This window comes from Nonomuraea sp. NPDC051941 (assembly GCF_044593615.1).
In genome coordinates this window covers 26,116-43,194 of the sequence record NZ_JBIUCF010000069.1, presented here as the reverse complement: position 1 = coordinate 43,194, position 17,079 = coordinate 26,116, and the positions used below count along the sequence as shown (strand labels likewise).

Below are 17,079 nucleotides of genomic sequence, written 5' to 3'. Positions count from 1 at the left end.
CAGGGAAAGTCGCCACCACGAAGCGCGGCATATGGCCGTACATCGCTTGGACAGGCCTCGCCTGGTTGACGGGATCAGACGCCGCCCGGTCCCAGGGGTGGTCAGCGACCATGGACTCTCACCTCCTTGACCTCGGCCGGAGCCTCTGGGAACACGAGCTTCACCGCGTGCAGGGAGCGGCCTCGCAGGTCGAACGACATCCGGCGCTCGGTGGTGCCGGTGGCCACCTCCTCGGTGGCCTGTCCATCGGAGACCTTCAGCCGGTACGGCACGGCGTCCGGCTCGCCGAGGAGCACCGTGACGGTGTCCACTCGCCACAGGCCCTCGAGGTCGACGCGGATCCAGGCGCCCGGTCGGTTCGTGGCGCTGATCCAGCCCTCGCCGGTGGAGTAGTCGGTGATCAGGTGCGCCGGACGGTCGGCCAGTGAGCCGCTGCTGAAGACGGGCCGTTTGGCCGACAGCAGGCGCGGGGCGTCGGAGGAGGGCACGAACGAGCGCGAGGGCGGGCCGGGGGCCAGGCGGCGAGGCAGGCCACGCCATGGTTCCCCGCCGACGGCCTCGATGGTCAGCTCCGCCGGGGGCAGCCCGTCCGCGATGGCCCGCAGCGTGTTGGGGCCGGCGAAGTAGGAGCGGAACTCGATCGCGCCGATCCCGTCGAGCAGGCCGCGGTTTTCGGGGGACAGCGTGATCGAGGTTCCGGTGGGGAAGAGGCCGCCGCCCTCGACGACCTCGATGCGCACAGGGCGTTCGTCGGCGACGACGTGGCCCGACGCGTCGAGGAGTTCCACCATGATCTGGGTGTCGTCGGTGCCGTCGGTGGCGATCGTCATGCGGTCCGCGCTCAGCCGCAGGGCGGTCGCGGTGCCGGGGAGCGGCCACGGGGGCGGTTCGATGCCCCGAAGCTCGCGGCGGTACCAGTACCAGGACCGCAGCGGGAGGCGGAAGTAGTCGATGAAGCCCATGCGGGCCATGTCGGGCACGATGCTGCCGTGGTGGATGCCGCACCACAGGGCGATGCCCGACCGCCAGGGGTGCGGGGTTTCGACGCCGTGGGCGTAGCGCGGGCCGTAGGTGCCGGGGCGGTCCTCGACGAGGCTGCCGTACTCGGAGACCAGGTTGGGCCACGGTGGCTTGTGGTAGAGCGATGCCCCGTCGCCGTTGTAGCCGGCCACATCCCCGAGTTCGTCGAAGCCACGGCGCTGGGCGCCGCCCACCGCGGCCGGTCGGGTGGGGTCGAGCTCGTGCACCAGGTCGACCAGGCGACGGGTCAGGTCCTTGGCTTGCGGGATCACCTCGTCGTCGCTGAAGAACACCTCGTTGCCGGTGCTCCACGCGATGATGCTGGGGTGATTGCGGTTGACGCGGATCATCTCTGTCATCGCGCGCAGGCAGCTGTCCTCGAATTCCGCGCGGTCGGCTTCGTGCGGTGGGTAGGCGCTGGCGGTCCAGAACCCTTCGGCGCTCTCCCCGCCGATGCCCCAGAAGGCCAGCTCCGACCAGAACAGCATGCCCTGGCGGTCGCACTCGGCGGCGAACTGCTCGTGGTGGGGGTAGTGCGAGCCGCGGATGAAGTTCATGCCGCTCTCGCGGATGAGCGCCACATCGCGGCGGATGCCGCTGTGGGTCGCGGCGTCGCACCATCCGGCGCGGTCCTGGTGCACGTTGGCGCCGTGGATCGGCAGGTGCTCGCCGTTCAGGAAGAAGCCCTTGTCGGTGGTGAACTCGACGGTGCGCACCCCGAAGGTGGTGACGGCCTCGTCCAGGCAGCGCTCATCCTGGGTCAGGCGCTGCTCCAGCGTGTAGAGGTGCGGCGTGTCGGGGTGCCACAGTCGCGCGCGAGGCAGGGTGAACTCCTGGCGGCACGTGCTCGTGGCTCCGGCCTGTACCGACACGCTCTGGCGTAACCGCAGGGTCGGTTCCCCGGCCAGGTGGATCTCGGCGGTCAGGTCGCCCTCGAAGTCCGCGTCGCCGTCGTTGACCAGCTCGGTGGCCACGTCGATGACGGCGTCGCCGTCCAGCAGCTGTCGAGTGGTGACGAGCGTGCCGTACCAGGCGATGCGGGTGCGCTCGGCGACGATCAGCGCGACGTCGCGGTAGATGCCGCCGTTGAACGTGTGCTCTCCGGCGCGGGGCGCCAGCCGCGGGTTCCATTCGTTGCTGACCCGTACGGCGAGCTGGTTGGCCCCGGCGCGTACGGCGGTGGAGATGTCGATCGCGAAGGCCGTGTAGCCGCCGAGGTGCCGGCCCACCTGCCTGCCGTTGACGTACACCTCGGCATCCTGGAACACGCCCTGGAACTCCAGCGCGAGATGCTTACCGAGATCCTCGGGACGTATGTCGAGGACCCGCCGGTAGACGCCGCGGCCGACGTGGAAGCCGGTCTCCATGAAGTACGGGATGCCGAAGGAGTGCGGCAGGCCGACGTCGTAGAGGTCTCCGTCGTCGAAGTCCTCGGCGACCGCGCCGGCGGGGTCGCCGTAGGCGAACTTCCACGCCCGGTTGATGAGCTCTCTACGACGGGTCATGACGCGTCCGTCCCGGTCTTGACGCGCACGTGCGGGAGAACCCGATGCACGCGACGGACTGTGCTGTTGGGCAAGGGCACGATGAACAGCTCTCCAAAGGGGAATCATGGTGGCCGTGAACGTTCACGGCTACCGTGCGAAGCCTCACCGTAAAGAGCGGGTGCCCATGTGTCAATAAGCGTGCGTCAAGCGGATTCGCGCCACAGCATGTGCGGGCGCACCGTACGCCGCATGGACGGCAGCTCGCGGAAGTCGGCGGCGGCCAGCGCGTCGGCGATGTCCAGTGCGTTGCTCACCAGCGCGTGGCGATCGATGGACATCGTCGTCAACGTCGGATGCACGGCCTCGCCCAAGGTGAGACCGTCGATGCCGCAGATCCGCACCTGGCCGGGGACGTCGATGCCGAGGGCGTGCGAGGCCTGCACCGCGCCGATCGCCATGAGGTCGTTGAAGACCAGCACCGCGTCCGTCTCCGGATGGGCGCCGACGAGTTCGGCGAACGCCCGGCCGCCACCGGCCATCGATTCCTCGCCGATGACGACCATGTCCGCCGATTCGGCCCCGGCGAACTCCTCGAAGTACCCGCGCCGCGGGGAAGGCATGTAGGTGGGGGAGAAACGCAGGGAGTAGGCGGAATCGATCATGCCGATGCGCCGCGCGCCCTTGCCGCGCAGGGCCTCGATCGCTTCACGCACGCCTTCGCGGATGTCGACCTCGACGGAGTGCATGCCGGGCAGGCTGCCGGTCCGCTCCAGCATCACGAGCGGGATGCCGCGGCTGGTCTTGACGAGATCGTCGTCGTCCTGGCCGAAGTGCCCGACGAACAGGTCCACCTGGCCTGACAGCATGTCGAGCGCGCTCGCCTCGTCCTCCGTCTCGGTCGAGGCCATCACCACGTGCCAGCCGCGCTCGGCCGCGGTGTTGAGCAGGTCGCCGGCGATCTCGGTGAAGTACGGGTTGCGGAAGGAGGCCACCAGATACCCCATCGCGCGGGTCTTCTTCCGCACGACCAGGTTGCGGGCGAACCGGCTCGGCCGGTATCCGAGCCGCTGGCAGGCTTCCAGCACGCGCTGCTTGGTCTGTTCGTTGATCTCCCCCATGTCGTTGATGGCCCGGGTCACGGTCTGCCGGGAGACCCCGGCGGCCTGGGCCACGTCGTTGATCGTCACGCGTTTCGCCATCGCCGTCCTAGGTTCGTTGCCTGGGTTGATCGTACTGACGGAACAGGGCCACAAGCCGTCGTTACTCGTGACAACCTGCGGAATCTGCCCGAATACCGACTATTGACAGCCAAACCACCGATGTTTAGGTTGTGTTTCACGCCAGTGTCGTGAACGTTCACGGTACCTGCCTCGTGAACCTTCACGGCACCGGCCCCGCCCCTGCAACCTGTGCCACGGCAGCCCCAGCGCTCCCCCACCCGAAGGGGTGGTTCACCAGGTAGCGGGCGAGCGTGCGGATCCCATCCATCATCTTTCATGGGCCGGTGGAACATTGTCCTTCAGCGAAGCAGACCGTAACGTCTCATCCTTCGAGCCAGGCGCAGGCCGACAGAGACCCCGCGCCAGCTCGGCCAGCAGTGCCCGCTCCATCCCCCTGGACGGTTATTGGACATTTCACCTGGCTCCCCGCCTTCGGGAAATGAGCGACGGCTTCGAGAGTCCTGACTTCGACGATTCCGCCTGGGCCGCGCTGCGGGTGCCCGGGTCGTGGCAGATGGAAGGCCTCCGCAGTCCCGACGGCACCCTGCTGGAGCGCGGGCAGGCGCAATGGGGAAGACCCGCGTACACCAATGTGATCTACCCGTTCCCGATCGACCCGCCTCACCCGCCGGACGCCAACCCGACGGGGGAGTACCGCCGGACCTTCGAGGTGGACAGGCTTGGAGTCACCAGCTGGGTGTTGCGGTTCGAAGGCGTGGATTCGCACTTCACGGTGTGGCTCAACGGCGTGGAGCTCGGCTGGGGCACCGGCAGCAGGCTGCCGACCGAGTTCGACGTGACGCACGCCCTGCGGGAGGGACCGAATCTCCTGGCCGTCCGGGTGCACCAGTGGTCGGCGGCGAGTTACCTGGAAGACCAGGACATGTGGTGGATCTCGGGGATCTTCCGCTCGGTCTCCCTCCTGGAACGTCCAGTGGGTGCGATCGGCGATCACTTCGTCCAAGCCGACTTCGATCACGAGGCAGGGGAAGGCATCCTCCGCGTCGAGAGCGACGTCCCGGCCGTCGTCGACATCCCGGAGCTGGGCGTCACCGGCCTGCCGGCGGGCGAGAGCCTCCGCATACCCGGGGTCAGCCCATGGAGCGCCGAGACCCCGAGGTTGTATGCCGGGGTGCTCAGAAGCGAGGGGGAGTCCATCGAGCTCCGGATCGGATTCCGGACCGTTCGGGTCGTGGACGGGATCATCACCGTCAACGGGTCGCCGGTGCGCTTCCGCGGCGTCAACCGGCACGAATGGCATCCGGAGACGGGCCGCACGCTCGACCCCGAGACGATGCTGGCCGATGTCCTGCTGATGAAGCAGCACAACATCAACGCGGTGCGGACCAGCCACTACCCGCCGGACAGCCGCTTCCTCGACCTGTGCGACGAGTACGGCCTGTGGGTCATCGATGAATGCGATCTCGAAACCCATGGCTTCGGTCAGGTCGGCTGGGATCGCAACCCTTCCGCGGACCCGCGGTGGAGACCTGCCTACCTGGATCGGGTCGAGCGCATGGTCGAGCGCGACAAGAACCATCCGTCCGTGATCATGTGGTCGATGGGTAACGAGTGCGGCGTCGGCGACAACCTGCGGGCGATGGCCGAATGGGCCCGCCGCCGCGACAGCACCCGGCTGATTCACTACGAGGGCGACTACGACAGCTCTTACGTCGACGTCTACAGCCGGATGTATGTGGACATCGGCGAACTGGAGCTCATCGGCAAGGGCGCCGACGAGCGCACGGTGGATGCCCAGGCGGACGCCCATCGTCGCGCGCTTCCGGTCATCCTCTGCGAGTACGCCCACGCCATGGGCAACGGCCCGGGCGGCCTGGCGGAGTACGAGGAGCTGTTCGACCGGTACCCGCGGCTGCACGGTGGATTCGTCTGGGAGTGGATCGACCACGGCATCCTGCAGCGCGCGACCGAGGGCCCCAACGCCGGGCAACCGTTCTACGCCTACGGGGGCGACTTCGGGGAGGTCGTGCACGACCGCAACTTCATCGCCGACGGCCTCGTCTTCCCTGATCGAACTCCGTCTCCCGGGCTGCTGGAGTACAAGGCCGCGATCGCGCCGGTCGTCCTGTCCATCGACGACGACAGCACGCTGACCGTCCGGAGCAGGTTCGATCACATCGACACCTCCGGCCTGGACTTCCGATGGCTCCTCGAAGAGGATGGCGCCGAGCTGGGCCACGGCATCGTCGAAGTCCCACCGGTTCCTCCCCGCGGCACGACCCGGGTCCGGCTCGACGACACCATCGCCGAGCTGGCCGGCGACGCCTCGGGCGAGGTCGTCCTCACCGTTCAAGCGTCGCGGGCCAAGGAACGTGACGGCGTGCCCGCCGGCCACGAGATCGCCTTCGCCCAGCGGATCCTGGCCGAAGCCCGGCGGCAGGAGCACGGCTTCACCGAGGGCCTTCCGATCGAGGTGTCCCACCATGGGTACCGCCTGGGCACCGCCGAATTCGACTCCGACGGGCGACTTGTCATGCTCGGCGAGCTGCCCGTGCTCGGCCCTCGGCTGGATCTCTGGCGTGCGCCCACCGACAATGACCGGGCCTGGCTGGGGCAGGCGAAAGCCTGGCGTGATCTCGGCCTGGACCGGCTCGAACACCGTACCGCCCGGGTGCAGCCAGGGGATGGCGAACTTGTCGTCGAGACGGTGAGCATGGCCGCTGGACGGGAGGCCGGGATGCGGACCCAGATGATCTGGTCCGCGAGTCCCGAGGGCGACCTCCAGCTGCGCCTCCACCTGAGCCCGGTAGGCCGGTTCGACACCGATCTGGCCGCGCTCATGCACGACTCCAGCCGTGTGAAGCGAGGCACCGTACCTCGCCTGGGCCTACGCATCGGGCTCCCCGGCGGTGACGGAACTCTCGAATGGTACGGACTCGGCCCGGGGGAGAACTATCGCGACAGCCGGATGGCGGCCCGGCTCGGCCGTCACCGGGCCAAGGTGGCGGAACTGCAGACCCCTTACGTCTTTCCCCAGGAGAACGGCAACCGCGGGGCCGTCCGATCCGCGGAGATCTCCTGGCAGACCGGCGAACGATTGCGTATCACCGCACCCTCCGGCATTGACGTGACATTGCGGCCCTGGACCAGCGAAGCGCTGGACGCGGCCCGGCACACCACCGACCTGGTCCCGGACGGCAAGCTCTGGCTCAACCTCGACATCGCCCACTACGGGCTCGGCTCGGCCTCCTGCGGCCCCGACGCATGGCCGGCCCACCGGTTGTACCCCCACACCTGCTCACTCCTGGTCCGCCTCGCCCAGGTGCGGTGACGCGGCTATGAAGTGGAGTGCCGCCAGGCGGAGTTTCCGGCGCTATTGGCAGCTCTACCTGCTGATCGTCGTGCCGCTGGCCTACTTCGTGATCTTCAAGTACATCCCGATGACGAACGCGGTCATCGCGTTCAAGGACTACAGCGTCGTCGACGGGATCTGGGGCAGCGAGTGGGTCGGTCTCAAGCACTTCTCGGCATTCTTCGCCAACCCCGTCTTCTGGAAGCTGGTCGAGAACACCTTCCTGCTGTCGGTGTACTTCCTCCTGGCCGGCTTCCCCATCCCGATCATCCTGGCCCTCGCGCTGAACGAGGTCCGGCTGCGTGCCTTCAAACGCACGGTCCAGCTGGTCACCTATGCGCCCTACTTCATCTCCACCGTGGTCGTCGTCTCCATGGTGATTCTGATCCTGTCGCCACGGATCGGGCTCATGGACAAGGCCTTCGGCTTCTTCGGCGTGGACGCGCCCGACCTCCTGGGTGACGCGGACTACTTCCGCCACATCTACGTCTGGAGCGATATCTGGCAGACGGCGGGCTATTCGGCCGTCGTCTACATGGCCGCGCTGTCGGGCATCGACCCCAGCCTGTACGAGGCGGCCCGAGTCGACGGAGCGACGCGCCTGCAGAAGATCGTCCATGTCGACATCCCGGGCATCATGCCGACGGCGATCATCATCCTGATCCTGGGCGTGGGCAACATCATGGCGGTCGGGTTCGAGAAGGCGTTCCTCCTGCAGAACCCGCTCAATCTCGGCAACTCAGAGATCATCGCCACTTATGTCTACAAGGTCGGCCTGCTGAACGCCGACTTCAGCCAGGCCACCGCGGTGGGACTGTTCAACTCGTTGATCAATCTGGCGCTCCTCATCGGGGTCAACTTCGCCGCCAAGCGTGTTACGGGGAGTGGTCTGTGGTGATCGTCACAATGACGCGGATCGCGAACAAGCAGCGTCTCCGTCCCGGCCGGGTCAGGGACTCAGGTGTCGACCGGCTCTTCATGGCCTGCGTCTACCTGCTGCTCGTCACGTTCCTCGCAGTCGTCCTCCTGCCGTTGATGTACATCGTGGCGAGCTCCTTCAGCAGCCCGAACGCCGTCTCGTCCGGCCGGGTGTGGTTGTGGCCGGTCGATTTCTCGCTCCGGGGCTATGAGGTGGCGCTGGGCAATCCGCAGATCGTGACGGGGTTCGCCAACTCGCTCTTCTACACCGTCGTGGGCACGCTCGTCAGTGTCGTTCTCACGATCGCCATCGCCTATCCGCTCTCCCGCAAGGACTTCTACGGCCGCAACGTCATCACCGCGTTCATCGTCTTCACGATGATCTTCGCGGGCGGGCTCATCCCCACCTACCTCGTCGTACAGAAACTCGGCCTGCTCGACACCCGCTTGGCGCTGATCGTGCCGGGGGCGATCGGCGTCTGGCAGGTCATCATCGCCCGTGCCTACCTGCGCAACAGCATTCCCGACTCGCTCTACGAGGCCGCCGAGATCGACGGTGCGAGCAGCCTGCGCGTGCTCTGGTCGGTGGTGCTGCCGCTGGCCAAGCCCATGATCGCGGTAGTCGCCCTGATGTACGCGATCGGGCAGTGGAACGCGTACTTCGACGCGCTGCTCTACCTCAAGAGCGACGAGCTGTACCCGCTCCAGCTCGTACTCCGCAACCTGATCATCCTCAACACCCAGGCCGGCGGCCAGATGGACGCCGCCATCATGATGCAGCGGCAGCAGCTCGCCGACCTGCTCAAATACTCCCTGATCGTCATCTCCACGGTTCCCGTGCTGCTGATCTACCCGTTCGTCGCCCGCTATTTCACCAAGGGAATCATGATCGGCGCGATCAAGGGCTAGCCCGGCGGCCGTCCTTCACCCCCCGAAAGGCATGACCCATGTCCACCCTGCCCAGAAAGCAAGCGGCCCTGCTGGCCGCACTGTCGCTGGCCGCCCTGCCCATTGCTGCCTGCTCGTCGTCCGGCGAGAAGCCCGCAGCCTCGGCAAGCCAGGGAGGAATGACCGAGCTCACGGTCTTCATTCCGCAAGGCGCCGACCAGAATCTCCAGACCAACGCCTACACCAAGCTGCTCAGCGGCAAATTCAAGATCAATTTCAAGTTCCAGACGACGACCTACGACGCCGCCCCTGCGGCGGAGAAGCGGCAGATCTCGCTGGCCAGCGGCGACTACCCCGACCTCTACCTGCTTGTCCCGTGGGTGGATCAGTTCGCCCGGCCCGAGTTGCTCAAGCTCTCCAAGCAGGGCGTGATCCTGCCGCTCAACGACCTGATCGCCAAGTACGCGCCCAACATCCAGAAGGCGCTGGAGACGACCCCCGCCTACAAGACGATGGCCACCGCGCCCGACGGCAAGATCTACGGCCTGCCGGAGTGGAACGACTGCTTCCACTGCTCCTACCAGGCCAAACTCTGGCTCAACACGGCCTGGCTGAAGAAACTCGGACTGTCCATGCCGAAGACGACCGAGGAGATGCGCACCGTCCTGCGGGCCTTCAAGACCAAGGACCCCAACGGCAACGGCAAGGCCGACGAGATCCCGCTCACGGCCGCCACCGGCGATCCGCTCCTGACCTACTTCATGAACGCCTTCATCTACGACCCGCGCGGGGCCGGCGTCGCCGCCTCGACGCTCGCGTTGAACAACGGCAAGGTCCAGCTCCAGGCCGCGCAGGCCAAATGGCGTGAGGGACTGCGCTACATCGCCTCCCTCTACAAGGAGGGACTCATCGACCCGGGTGCCTTCACCCAGAACGGGGACGCGCTGAAGGCCAAGGGGGACAACGCCGACGCAGTGATCGTCGGGGCCGGGACCATGCTCCACCCGGCGCTCATGGTCACCCTGGGCCAGAAGGACGGGCGGGACAAGGACTACGACGCGGTGCCCCCGGTGACCGGCCCCGAAGGAGTCGGCTACACGTCCTACAGCTCGCCCAGCCTTCCGGGCGCTACGTTCGTCCTGACGAACAAGGCCACCGAGCAGGACCAGATCGCCGCCATCAAGATGCTCGACTACATCTTCACCGACGAGGGGCAAGTGCAAGGCCAGTTCGGCCAGGAGGGCGTCGGCTGGAAGAAACCGGATGGCGGCGACGTGGCCCTCGACAAGAACCTGAAGCCCCTGTACGAAGTGATCCCCGCCAAGCCGGGTGCGGCGCCCTCCAACGCCGGATGGGGAGCGCTCACGCAGTACAACAGCACCAGGGCGTTCCGCGACGCCCAGGTCCAGCCGACCGACACCGACAAACCAGAAGGCTACGAGCGAAGGCTTTTCGACGCCACCAAGCTGTATGAGGGCAAGGTGCCGAAGGACCAGATCTTCCCGTCCTGGAACCTGTGGCTCGGCACCGACGTCACCGCCGAGGCCGCGACGCTGCAGACCAACATCCAGAACTACGTGGGCCAGTCCAACCTGGAGTTCGTGACCGGCAAGAAGAACATCGACAGCGACCAGGACTGGACCGCTTACCTGGACGGTCTCAACGGCCTCGGCCTGCAGCGATACCTGCAGATCCAGCAGCAGGCTTACGACGCTCAGTGAGAAACGACATGGACGAACGACACCGCATCCGGCTGGCCGCTCCCGCCGCCGCGTTCCACGATGCCTTCCTCCTGGGGAACGGCAGCCTGGGCGCGACGGTACACGGGCGGGCCGGGGTCGAGCGCGTCGACCTCAACCTCGACACCGTCTGGTCGGGCGGTCCCGGGAGCCCGGAGAGCGGCCCTCCGGCCGGCGAGCTGCTTCCCGAGCTGCGGCAGGCGATCCGCGAGCGCGACCACCTGCGCGCCGACCAGCTCGCCCGCTCCCTGCAGGGGCCCGGCTACACCCAGTCCTACCAGCCACTCGGGTGGCTGGAATGGGGTTACGCCGCGGACCGTCCCCTTGACGGCTACCTCCGCGAGCTCGACCTGGCCGAGGCGGTCACGACCACGACCTATGGGCCGGTGCGGGTGGAGAGCTTCGTCTCGGCACCCGACGCAGTCCTCGTGATGTCGGCCACGGGTGGGGACGAGGTCGCCGCGCCCGCGTTCCGCTCGGAGCACCCGACCATGGAGATCGAGCAGCGGGAGGAGAAAGGCGTCCACTGGCTCGTGGCCACCGGGCGCGCGCCGGCACACGTGCTGCCGAACTACGTCGATGCGGAGCCGGCCGTCGTCTACGCGACCGAGGAGGGGATGGGGTTCGCCGTGGCCGTGGCGGTGCACCGGACCGGCCCCGGAGAGGTGCGGCTCATCGCCGCCGCGGCGAGCGGTTTCCGCGGCTACGACCAGCGGCCCAGCACCGATCGCCGGTCGATAGCCGCCGAGGCCGAGCAGCGGGTCGCGCGAGCCCTGTCCACCGAGACGTCGAAGCTGCGGGCGCGACATCGCGAGGACCACCGCGGCTACTTCGACCGGGCCGATCTGGACCTCTCGGGATCCGGGTCCGAGGCAGCCGGGGCCGAGCTCTTCTTCCACCTCGGCCGGTACCTGCTGATCTCGAGCTCACGCCCAGGTACCCAGGCGGCCAACCTCCAAGGCATCTGGAACGTCGACGTCCGTCCCGGCTGGAGCTGCAACTACACCACCAACATCAACCTCCAGATGAACTACTGGGCGGCGGAGTCCACCGGGCTCCCCGAACTGCACGAGCCGCTGTTCCGGCTGACGCGCGAGCTCGCCCGGAGCGGAGAGCAGACGGCCCGCCGGTACTACGCGGCCCGCGGCTCGGTCGTGCATCACAACACCGACCTCTGGCGGTTCTCCACGCCGGTGTCCGGCGATCCCCAGTGGGCCAACTGGCCGTCGGGGCTCCTGTGGCTGTCGGCTCACCTCTGGGACCACCTCGACTACGGGGCGGACGACGTGTTCGCCGCGGAGACCGCTCTGCCTGTTTTTCGGGCGGCGGCGCGATTCGCGCTGGACATGCTGGTTCCGGACGGGCGAGGCGAGCTCGTGATGAGCCCCTCCACCTCGCCCGAGCACCACTTCCTCGTCAGCGCCTCGGCTCACGCGGCCGTGTCCGAGGGAACGGCGATGGATCAGGAACTGGTCCGCGAGGTGCTGGCACGATACGTGAGCCTGGCCCGGCGCCACTCCTCTGAGGAGCACGAACAGGTGGAGCGGGCCCGGACCGCGCTCGCCGACCTGCGCGATGTGGCGGTCGGATCGGGTGGCGAGCTGCTCGAGTGGTACGACGAGCGCCCACCGCGCGAGCCGGGCCACCGCCACCTGTCCCACCTGTACGGCCTGTATCCAGGTACCCGCATCACCGAAGCGGCCACACCGGACCACTTCGCGGCCGCTCGCCGGGCACTGCGGCACCGCCTGGAACACGGCAGCGGCTACACCGGATGGAGCCAGGCGTGGATCCTCTGCCTGGCCGCCCGCCTGCGTGACGCGGGGCTCGCCGAGCGGGCGATCTCGATCCTGCTCAACGAGCTGAGCTCGGAATCTCTGCTCGATCTGCACCCGCATGGCGACTGGCCCGGTGGCAACATCTTCCAGATCGACGGCAACCTGGGCGGTGTCGCCGGGATGACCGAGCTGCTCGTGCAGAGCCATGAGGGAGCGATCAGCCTGCTCAAGGCGCTGCCGCCGAGCTGGCACACCGGATCAGCACGAGGCATCCGCTGCCGCGGCGGACATCAGGTCGAGCTCGCCTGGCGGGCGGGGACCTTGGCCCGTGTGGACGTCACGGCCGGCCGGCCCGGACGGATAGTCGTCGAAATACCCGGGGACACCCCGCCCCTGAACGTCGTCGACGAAAACGGCACGCAAGTACCTCTTGCCGAGGTGGGGGGAGCGATCCCCGGTCGGCTCCGCCTGGCGTGGAACGGCCTGCCCGGCCGTCGTTACACGGCCCGCACCTGAGCGGCTGTGGCGTCCCCTCACGCACGTGCTTCGCGTGTCTCCGGCGCCCTTGCCCACTGCGCGCGCCGCATGGGTGCACCGCTGTGGCGGTGCACCCATGCATCAGACGTACGACGCTACGTGGCGAGGGCCCCCGCACGTGCGACTCGGCCGGCCAGGAGTCGAAGCAGTTGCCCTTCTTGGAGGCCGACGGGTAGATGACGATGAAGCCGTAACGGTCGGCGAGGGAGGCGAACTCCGAGCCGGAGTAGAGGCCGGGGCCGGATCCGCCGCCACCGTGCATGGCCAGCGCGCGGCCGCATCGACGTCGGTCGCGGGACCATAGGAGCCGCCCCGCCCGACCCCCTGACGCCGCGGGTGAGCTATCTGGTGTTCCGGCTGGAGCGCTACATCCGGAGCCGCCTGGACGAAGCGCTCACCCGGCACGGCGTCACGACCACCGAGTACATGGCGCTCAGCGAACTGCGGCTGCGTGACGGGCCGTCCTCGGCGGACCTGGCACGCATCGCCTTCGTCACGCCGCAGGCGATGAGCCTCGTCATCCGGACCTCGAACGACGCGGCCTGATCCGCCGGGACCCGCAGCCCGGTGCGGGCCGGGTGCTGCGTGCCCGCCTCACCCGCAAGGGCCTGTCCACCCTGCGCCCCCGCGTCAGCCTGAGCGGCCGGCGAGATGCCGATCGGCACCGGGGCGTGCTTCAGCGGGCTGCGACGCGGTCATGCCGACTGCCTCAACGACATCACGGCCCATGGCGCGAGTTCGACGTCGAGGTCCAGCACACCGCTGTCGGGCACGGTCAGCGTGAACCTGAGGAGCGAGTCGGCGACTCCGCTCAGGTACTCGCTCTCGGCTCGGGACAGGTTGAGGGGGGACCCGAGCCGGTACCAGGCCTCGGCGGCGTTCCCGTGCTCCCAGTCCACGATCTCGACGAGGAACGTCGTGCCGGGCTCCAGCCCGCCGATCGAGTGGTGGATCCTGCGGCTCGGCCCCATCTCGGCCAGCGCGCGTGCCGCCGGGTAGGAGTTCTCCGAGCCGACACCCCTCGTGCCCATGTCCTCGGGATAGTTGAAGAACACCGCCGACACGGCCGACGTCCGGCTGTCACGGGTCACGACCCCGTCGGATGTCGCGAGGAGCAGCCGGTCGCCGAGCCGTTCCAGCATCGTGAAGGCGTGGAACGTGGGCTTGTGAATGCCGCCCTCGTTCACCAGGCCGAACCCGCCGTGGAACGGTCCCATTCCGGCGCCTCCCTCCTCGAACACGTCCGTGAAGGTCCAGTAGGAGATCGAGTCGGCGAGGGTGGCGCACTTCAGATACGACCGCGTGATGGAGGTCGCCGCGAACGGCGTGTCGTGGATGAAGTCGCGGGCCGACGGCGACGTCGACCACTCCGTGATGTGGATCTCCGCATCGGGATACGCGCTGTTGTTCACGAGCTTGCGCAGGAGGGTCAGGTCGTCGAACGTCGCATCGGCGTACCGGGTGATCTGCACGGCCTCGCCGTTGGTGCCGTACGCGAAGTCGGTGGGGTACAGGTGGGTGGAGATGAAGTCGATCGGGAGCTCGCGCTCGGCGCACCAGGCGATGAAGTCCTCGATCCATACCGGGCGCCAGTCGAGCGCGTCCACGTCGGCCGCGGCGGCCGTCTCGTGCATCGCGGAGCGGTCTTCGGCCTCGCCCTTGTAGCGGTCGTCGGGCACGAATACGCTGGTTGCGGGCCCGCCCACCTTCAACGCGGGATCGATCTTCTTGATCGCCGTCACGGTCTGCTCGTAGAGCTCGAAGTACTCGGTTTTCGTGCCGGTCCAGAAGTGGGGAACCAGGTTCGGCTCGTTCCACACCTCGAACCGCCACTCCCGCACCTCGGCGAGGCCGTACCGGTCGATCCAGTGCTCGACCGACCTCGTGACCAGCTCGACCCAGCGCGCCATGTCCTTGGGCGGGCTGCAGTGAGCGCCCCACCAGAACACCGTCTCCGTCTCCGTCGCCAGCTCGCGCGGCATGAAGCCCAGCTCGACGAATGGGCGGACCCCGCAGTCCACAATGAAGTCGAACACCTTGTCCACATAGCTGAATGTGTGCACGGGCGTGGCAAGGGGCGTGTTCGGGCCGAAACCGCTGCCGTAGCTCTCCCGGTACACGAACATGTCGTCGTGAAAGACGCCGTGAAAGCGGACGTACTGGAATCCGCATGCGGCGACGGCCTCGGCGAATTGCTGCCGCCAGTCCGCGCGCAGTGCCTCGTTCGCCCGTCCGGCGCCGATACATCTGCTCCAGACGTGCGGAAGCGCACTCTCGTCGCACAGCCTGCCGTCGATCCGGAATCGGGTCATGGTCTCACTTCTCTTCAGGAAACGTTGGTGAATGGAGCGCTGCTAGCCCTTGACGGCGCCCAGCGACAGGCCCGACTGCCAGTACCGCTGCAGGCTCAGGAACGCGATGATCAACGGGATGATGGTCAGCAGCGCGGACGTGATCACGAGATTCTGGATGAGGGCGCCGTTCCCCGCCGTCGAGCCCAGCTTGTTCCACTGGTTGATTCCGACGGTCAGCGGATACCAGGCGGGATCCTTGAGCATGATCAACGGCAGGAAATAGTTGTTCCAGATCGACACGAACGAGAAGAGCAGGACCGTCACGCTTGCCGGGGCGAGCAGCGGGAGCGCGATCTGGAGAAAGGTCCTGAACTCCCCGGCGCCGTCGATCTTCGCGGCCTCCAGCAGGCCGGTGGGCACGGCTTCGGCCGTGAACACCCACATCAGGTACAACCCGAAGGGGTTGATGAAGGACGGGATGAGAATCGCCCACGGGGTATTGGTCATGCCGACGTGCGCGAACAGCAGGAACTGCGGGATCGCCAGGGCGATGCCGGGGACGGAGATCGATCCCAGCACGACGAAGAGAAACACCCGCTTGCCCCTGAAATCGAGTTTCGCCAGCGCGTACCCGCCGAGGGCGGCCAGGAAGGTCGACACGGTCGCACCCACGACGACGTAGAGAACGGTGTTGAGGAGCCAGCGGGAGAAGATCCCGTCCTGGTAGCTGAAAACCTGCACGATGTTGTCCCACAGGGCGAACTCGCGACCGGGTGCGAGCCCGAACGACGACACGAAGTCGGCCTGCGACTTGGTCGCGTTGATGACCAGCCACACGAGCGGCAGCAGGCAGTACACCATGAACAGAGCTGTCATCACGGTGAGGGTCGTGCTCTTCTTGGGATTCTCCACCGTGTAGAGCCGGCGGCTACTGATCGGGTGCATTCCTCAACCCTCTGATCTGGACGACGTAGGCGACGGTGATCGTGATCGCCGCCATGACGAGCGCGAGTGCGGCCGCATAGCCCTGCTGGGACCCGGTGAACGCCAGGTTGTACGCGTACAGGTTGGGCGTGTAGAAGGTGGTGACGCCGCTGTTGGCCACCATCGAGGGCAGGATCTGCGGTTCGTTGAACATCTGGAAGGTGCCGATGATCGAGAAGATGATCGTGACGACCAGGGATCCGCGAAGTGCCGGCAGCTTGATCGCGCGGACGATCTGGAGCTCGTTCGCCCCGTCGATCGCGGCCGCCTCGTACAACTCGCGCGGGACGGCCTTGAGCGCGGCGTAGAAGATGAGCATGTTGAAGCCGGTGAACGCCCACGTCACCATCAGCCCGATGGAGATGAGCGTGGTACCGGGGGCGAAGGGATCGATGTCCGTGCCCAGAGCGTCGTTGAGGCTGCCGAACAGGCCGTACTTGACGCCCAGCAGGAATCCCCACATGAGAGTCGCCACGATCGCCGGCACCGCGTAGGGGAGGAAGATCGTCACCCGCATGAACCTGGTGCCGTGCACCCGCATGGAGTCCAGCGCCAGCGCCAGCGCCATGGCGAAGAGCAGCATGATCGGCACCTGGACGAGCGTGAACCGGAAGACGCGTCCCACCCCGTCCCAGAACTGGGGATCCTGGAACAGCTTGCCGTAGTTGGCGAATCCGACGAACGTGTTGCCCCCGACGAGCTTGTCCTGGAAGAGGCTGAGGTAGGCGGCGTACAGGATGGGCACGATGAACACCAGGGCGAACAGCGCCCCGAAAGGTGCTATGAACGCCAGCCCGATCTGTGACTTGCGGCGCTTGCGAGTCGGCGCCGAACGCTGTGCGGCATCCGGCGACGCCATGGCCGAAGCGGTGACGTCGACCCGACGTGCCAGGCCCATGTC

The 17,079-nt window shown here is 67.3% G+C and carries 11 protein-coding genes; 6 read left to right on the top strand and 5 right to left on the bottom strand.

Features of this window, described 5'->3' with window-relative positions; all coding sequences use genetic code 11:
• Nucleotides 1-101: 101 nt before the first annotated feature.
• Nucleotides 102-2,525, bottom strand: a complete 2,424-nt coding sequence (locus tag ACIHFD_RS60805) for a glycoside hydrolase family 2 TIM barrel-domain containing protein (protein ID WP_397374743.1) — start codon at nucleotides 2,523-2,525, stop codon at nucleotides 102-104.
• 185 nt (nucleotides 2,526-2,710) lie between these two features.
• Complete coding sequence (locus ACIHFD_RS60800) at nucleotides 2,711-3,706, bottom strand: LacI family DNA-binding transcriptional regulator (protein ID WP_397374742.1); 996 nt, start codon at nucleotides 3,704-3,706, stop codon at nucleotides 2,711-2,713.
• Between the two features lie 313 nt (nucleotides 3,707-4,019).
• Between ACIHFD_RS60800 and ACIHFD_RS60795 the strand changes: the two genes are divergently transcribed.
• From ACIHFD_RS60795 to ACIHFD_RS60770, 6 genes are all read left to right on the top strand, one after another.
• Nucleotides 4,020-7,019, top strand: coding sequence for a glycoside hydrolase family 2 TIM barrel-domain containing protein (locus ACIHFD_RS60795; protein ID WP_397374741.1), 3,000 nt, complete (start codon nucleotides 4,020-4,022; stop codon nucleotides 7,017-7,019).
• Between the two features lie 7 nt (nucleotides 7,020-7,026).
• Nucleotides 7,027-7,938 (top strand): ABC transporter permease, encoded by a 912-nt coding sequence (locus ACIHFD_RS60790; protein WP_397374740.1) that lies wholly within the window; start codon nucleotides 7,027-7,029, stop codon nucleotides 7,936-7,938.
• Nucleotides 7,932-8,867, top strand: coding sequence for a carbohydrate ABC transporter permease (locus ACIHFD_RS60785; protein WP_397374738.1), 936 nt, complete (start codon nucleotides 7,932-7,934; stop codon nucleotides 8,865-8,867). Before ACIHFD_RS60790 ends, ACIHFD_RS60785 begins: the two co-directional genes overlap by 7 nt.
• Nucleotides 8,868-8,905: 38 nt before the next feature.
• Complete coding sequence (locus tag ACIHFD_RS60780; RefSeq protein ID WP_397374737.1) at nucleotides 8,906-10,567, top strand: hypothetical protein; 1,662 nt, start codon at nucleotides 8,906-8,908, stop codon at nucleotides 10,565-10,567.
• Between the two features lie 8 nt (nucleotides 10,568-10,575).
• Nucleotides 10,576-12,879 carry a glycosyl hydrolase family 95 catalytic domain-containing protein gene (locus ACIHFD_RS60775; RefSeq protein ID WP_397374736.1) on the top strand — a complete coding sequence of 768 codons (2,304 nt, stop codon included), beginning with the start codon at nucleotides 10,576-10,578 and terminating at the stop codon, nucleotides 12,877-12,879.
• Between the two features lie 357 nt (nucleotides 12,880-13,236).
• Nucleotides 13,237-13,446: a hypothetical protein gene (locus ACIHFD_RS60770; RefSeq protein WP_397374734.1), complete on the top strand. Its 210-nt coding sequence runs from the start codon at nucleotides 13,237-13,239 to the stop codon at nucleotides 13,444-13,446.
• Between the two features lie 149 nt (nucleotides 13,447-13,595).
• Here ACIHFD_RS60770 and ACIHFD_RS60765 read toward each other — a convergent pair whose 3' ends face one another.
• Genes ACIHFD_RS60765 through ACIHFD_RS60755 form a run of 3 tightly spaced genes read right to left on the bottom strand, consistent with a single transcriptional unit; the run spans nucleotide 13,596 to nucleotide 17,076 of the window.
• A complete protein-coding gene (locus ACIHFD_RS60765) occupies nucleotides 13,596-15,212 on the bottom strand; it encodes a beta-xylosidase (protein ID WP_397374733.1) in 1,617 nt (538 codons plus the stop codon).
• 42 nt (nucleotides 15,213-15,254) lie between these two features.
• Nucleotides 15,255-16,139, bottom strand: a complete 885-nt coding sequence (locus tag ACIHFD_RS60760) for a carbohydrate ABC transporter permease (protein WP_397374732.1) — start codon at nucleotides 16,137-16,139, stop codon at nucleotides 15,255-15,257.
• Entirely contained in the window at nucleotides 16,123-17,076 is a 954-nt protein-coding gene (locus ACIHFD_RS60755; protein ID WP_397374730.1) for a carbohydrate ABC transporter permease, read from the bottom strand. Before ACIHFD_RS60755 ends, ACIHFD_RS60760 begins: the two co-directional genes overlap by 17 nt.
• Between the last annotated feature and the right edge of the window lie 3 nt (nucleotides 17,077-17,079).

What these genes read in the sequence shown, in the direction of transcription:
- ACIHFD_RS60775 (WP_397374736.1), top strand. Translation starts at nt 10,576, where the DNA reads ATGGACGAACGACACCGCATCCGGCTGGCCGCTCCCGCCGCCGCGTTC.
- ACIHFD_RS60780 (WP_397374737.1), top strand. Translation starts at nt 8,906, where the DNA reads ATGTCCACCCTGCCCAGAAAGCAAGCGGCCCTGCTGGCCGCACTGTCG.
- ACIHFD_RS60765 (WP_397374733.1), bottom strand. Translation starts at nt 15,212, where the DNA reads ATGACCCGATTCCGGATCGACGGCAGGCTGTGCGACGAGAGTGCGCTT.
- ACIHFD_RS60755 (WP_397374730.1), bottom strand. Translation starts at nt 17,076, where the DNA reads ATGGGCCTGGCACGTCGGGTCGACGTCACCGCTTCGGCCATGGCGTCG.
- ACIHFD_RS60790 (WP_397374740.1), top strand. Translation starts at nt 7,027, where the DNA reads ATGAAGTGGAGTGCCGCCAGGCGGAGTTTCCGGCGCTATTGGCAGCTC.
- ACIHFD_RS60760 (WP_397374732.1), bottom strand. Translation starts at nt 16,139, where the DNA reads ATGCACCCGATCAGTAGCCGCCGGCTCTACACGGTGGAGAATCCCAAG.
- ACIHFD_RS60800 (WP_397374742.1), bottom strand. Translation starts at nt 3,706, where the DNA reads ATGGCGAAACGCGTGACGATCAACGACGTGGCCCAGGCCGCCGGGGTC.
- ACIHFD_RS60805 (WP_397374743.1), bottom strand. Translation starts at nt 2,525, where the DNA reads ATGACCCGTCGTAGAGAGCTCATCAACCGGGCGTGGAAGTTCGCCTAC.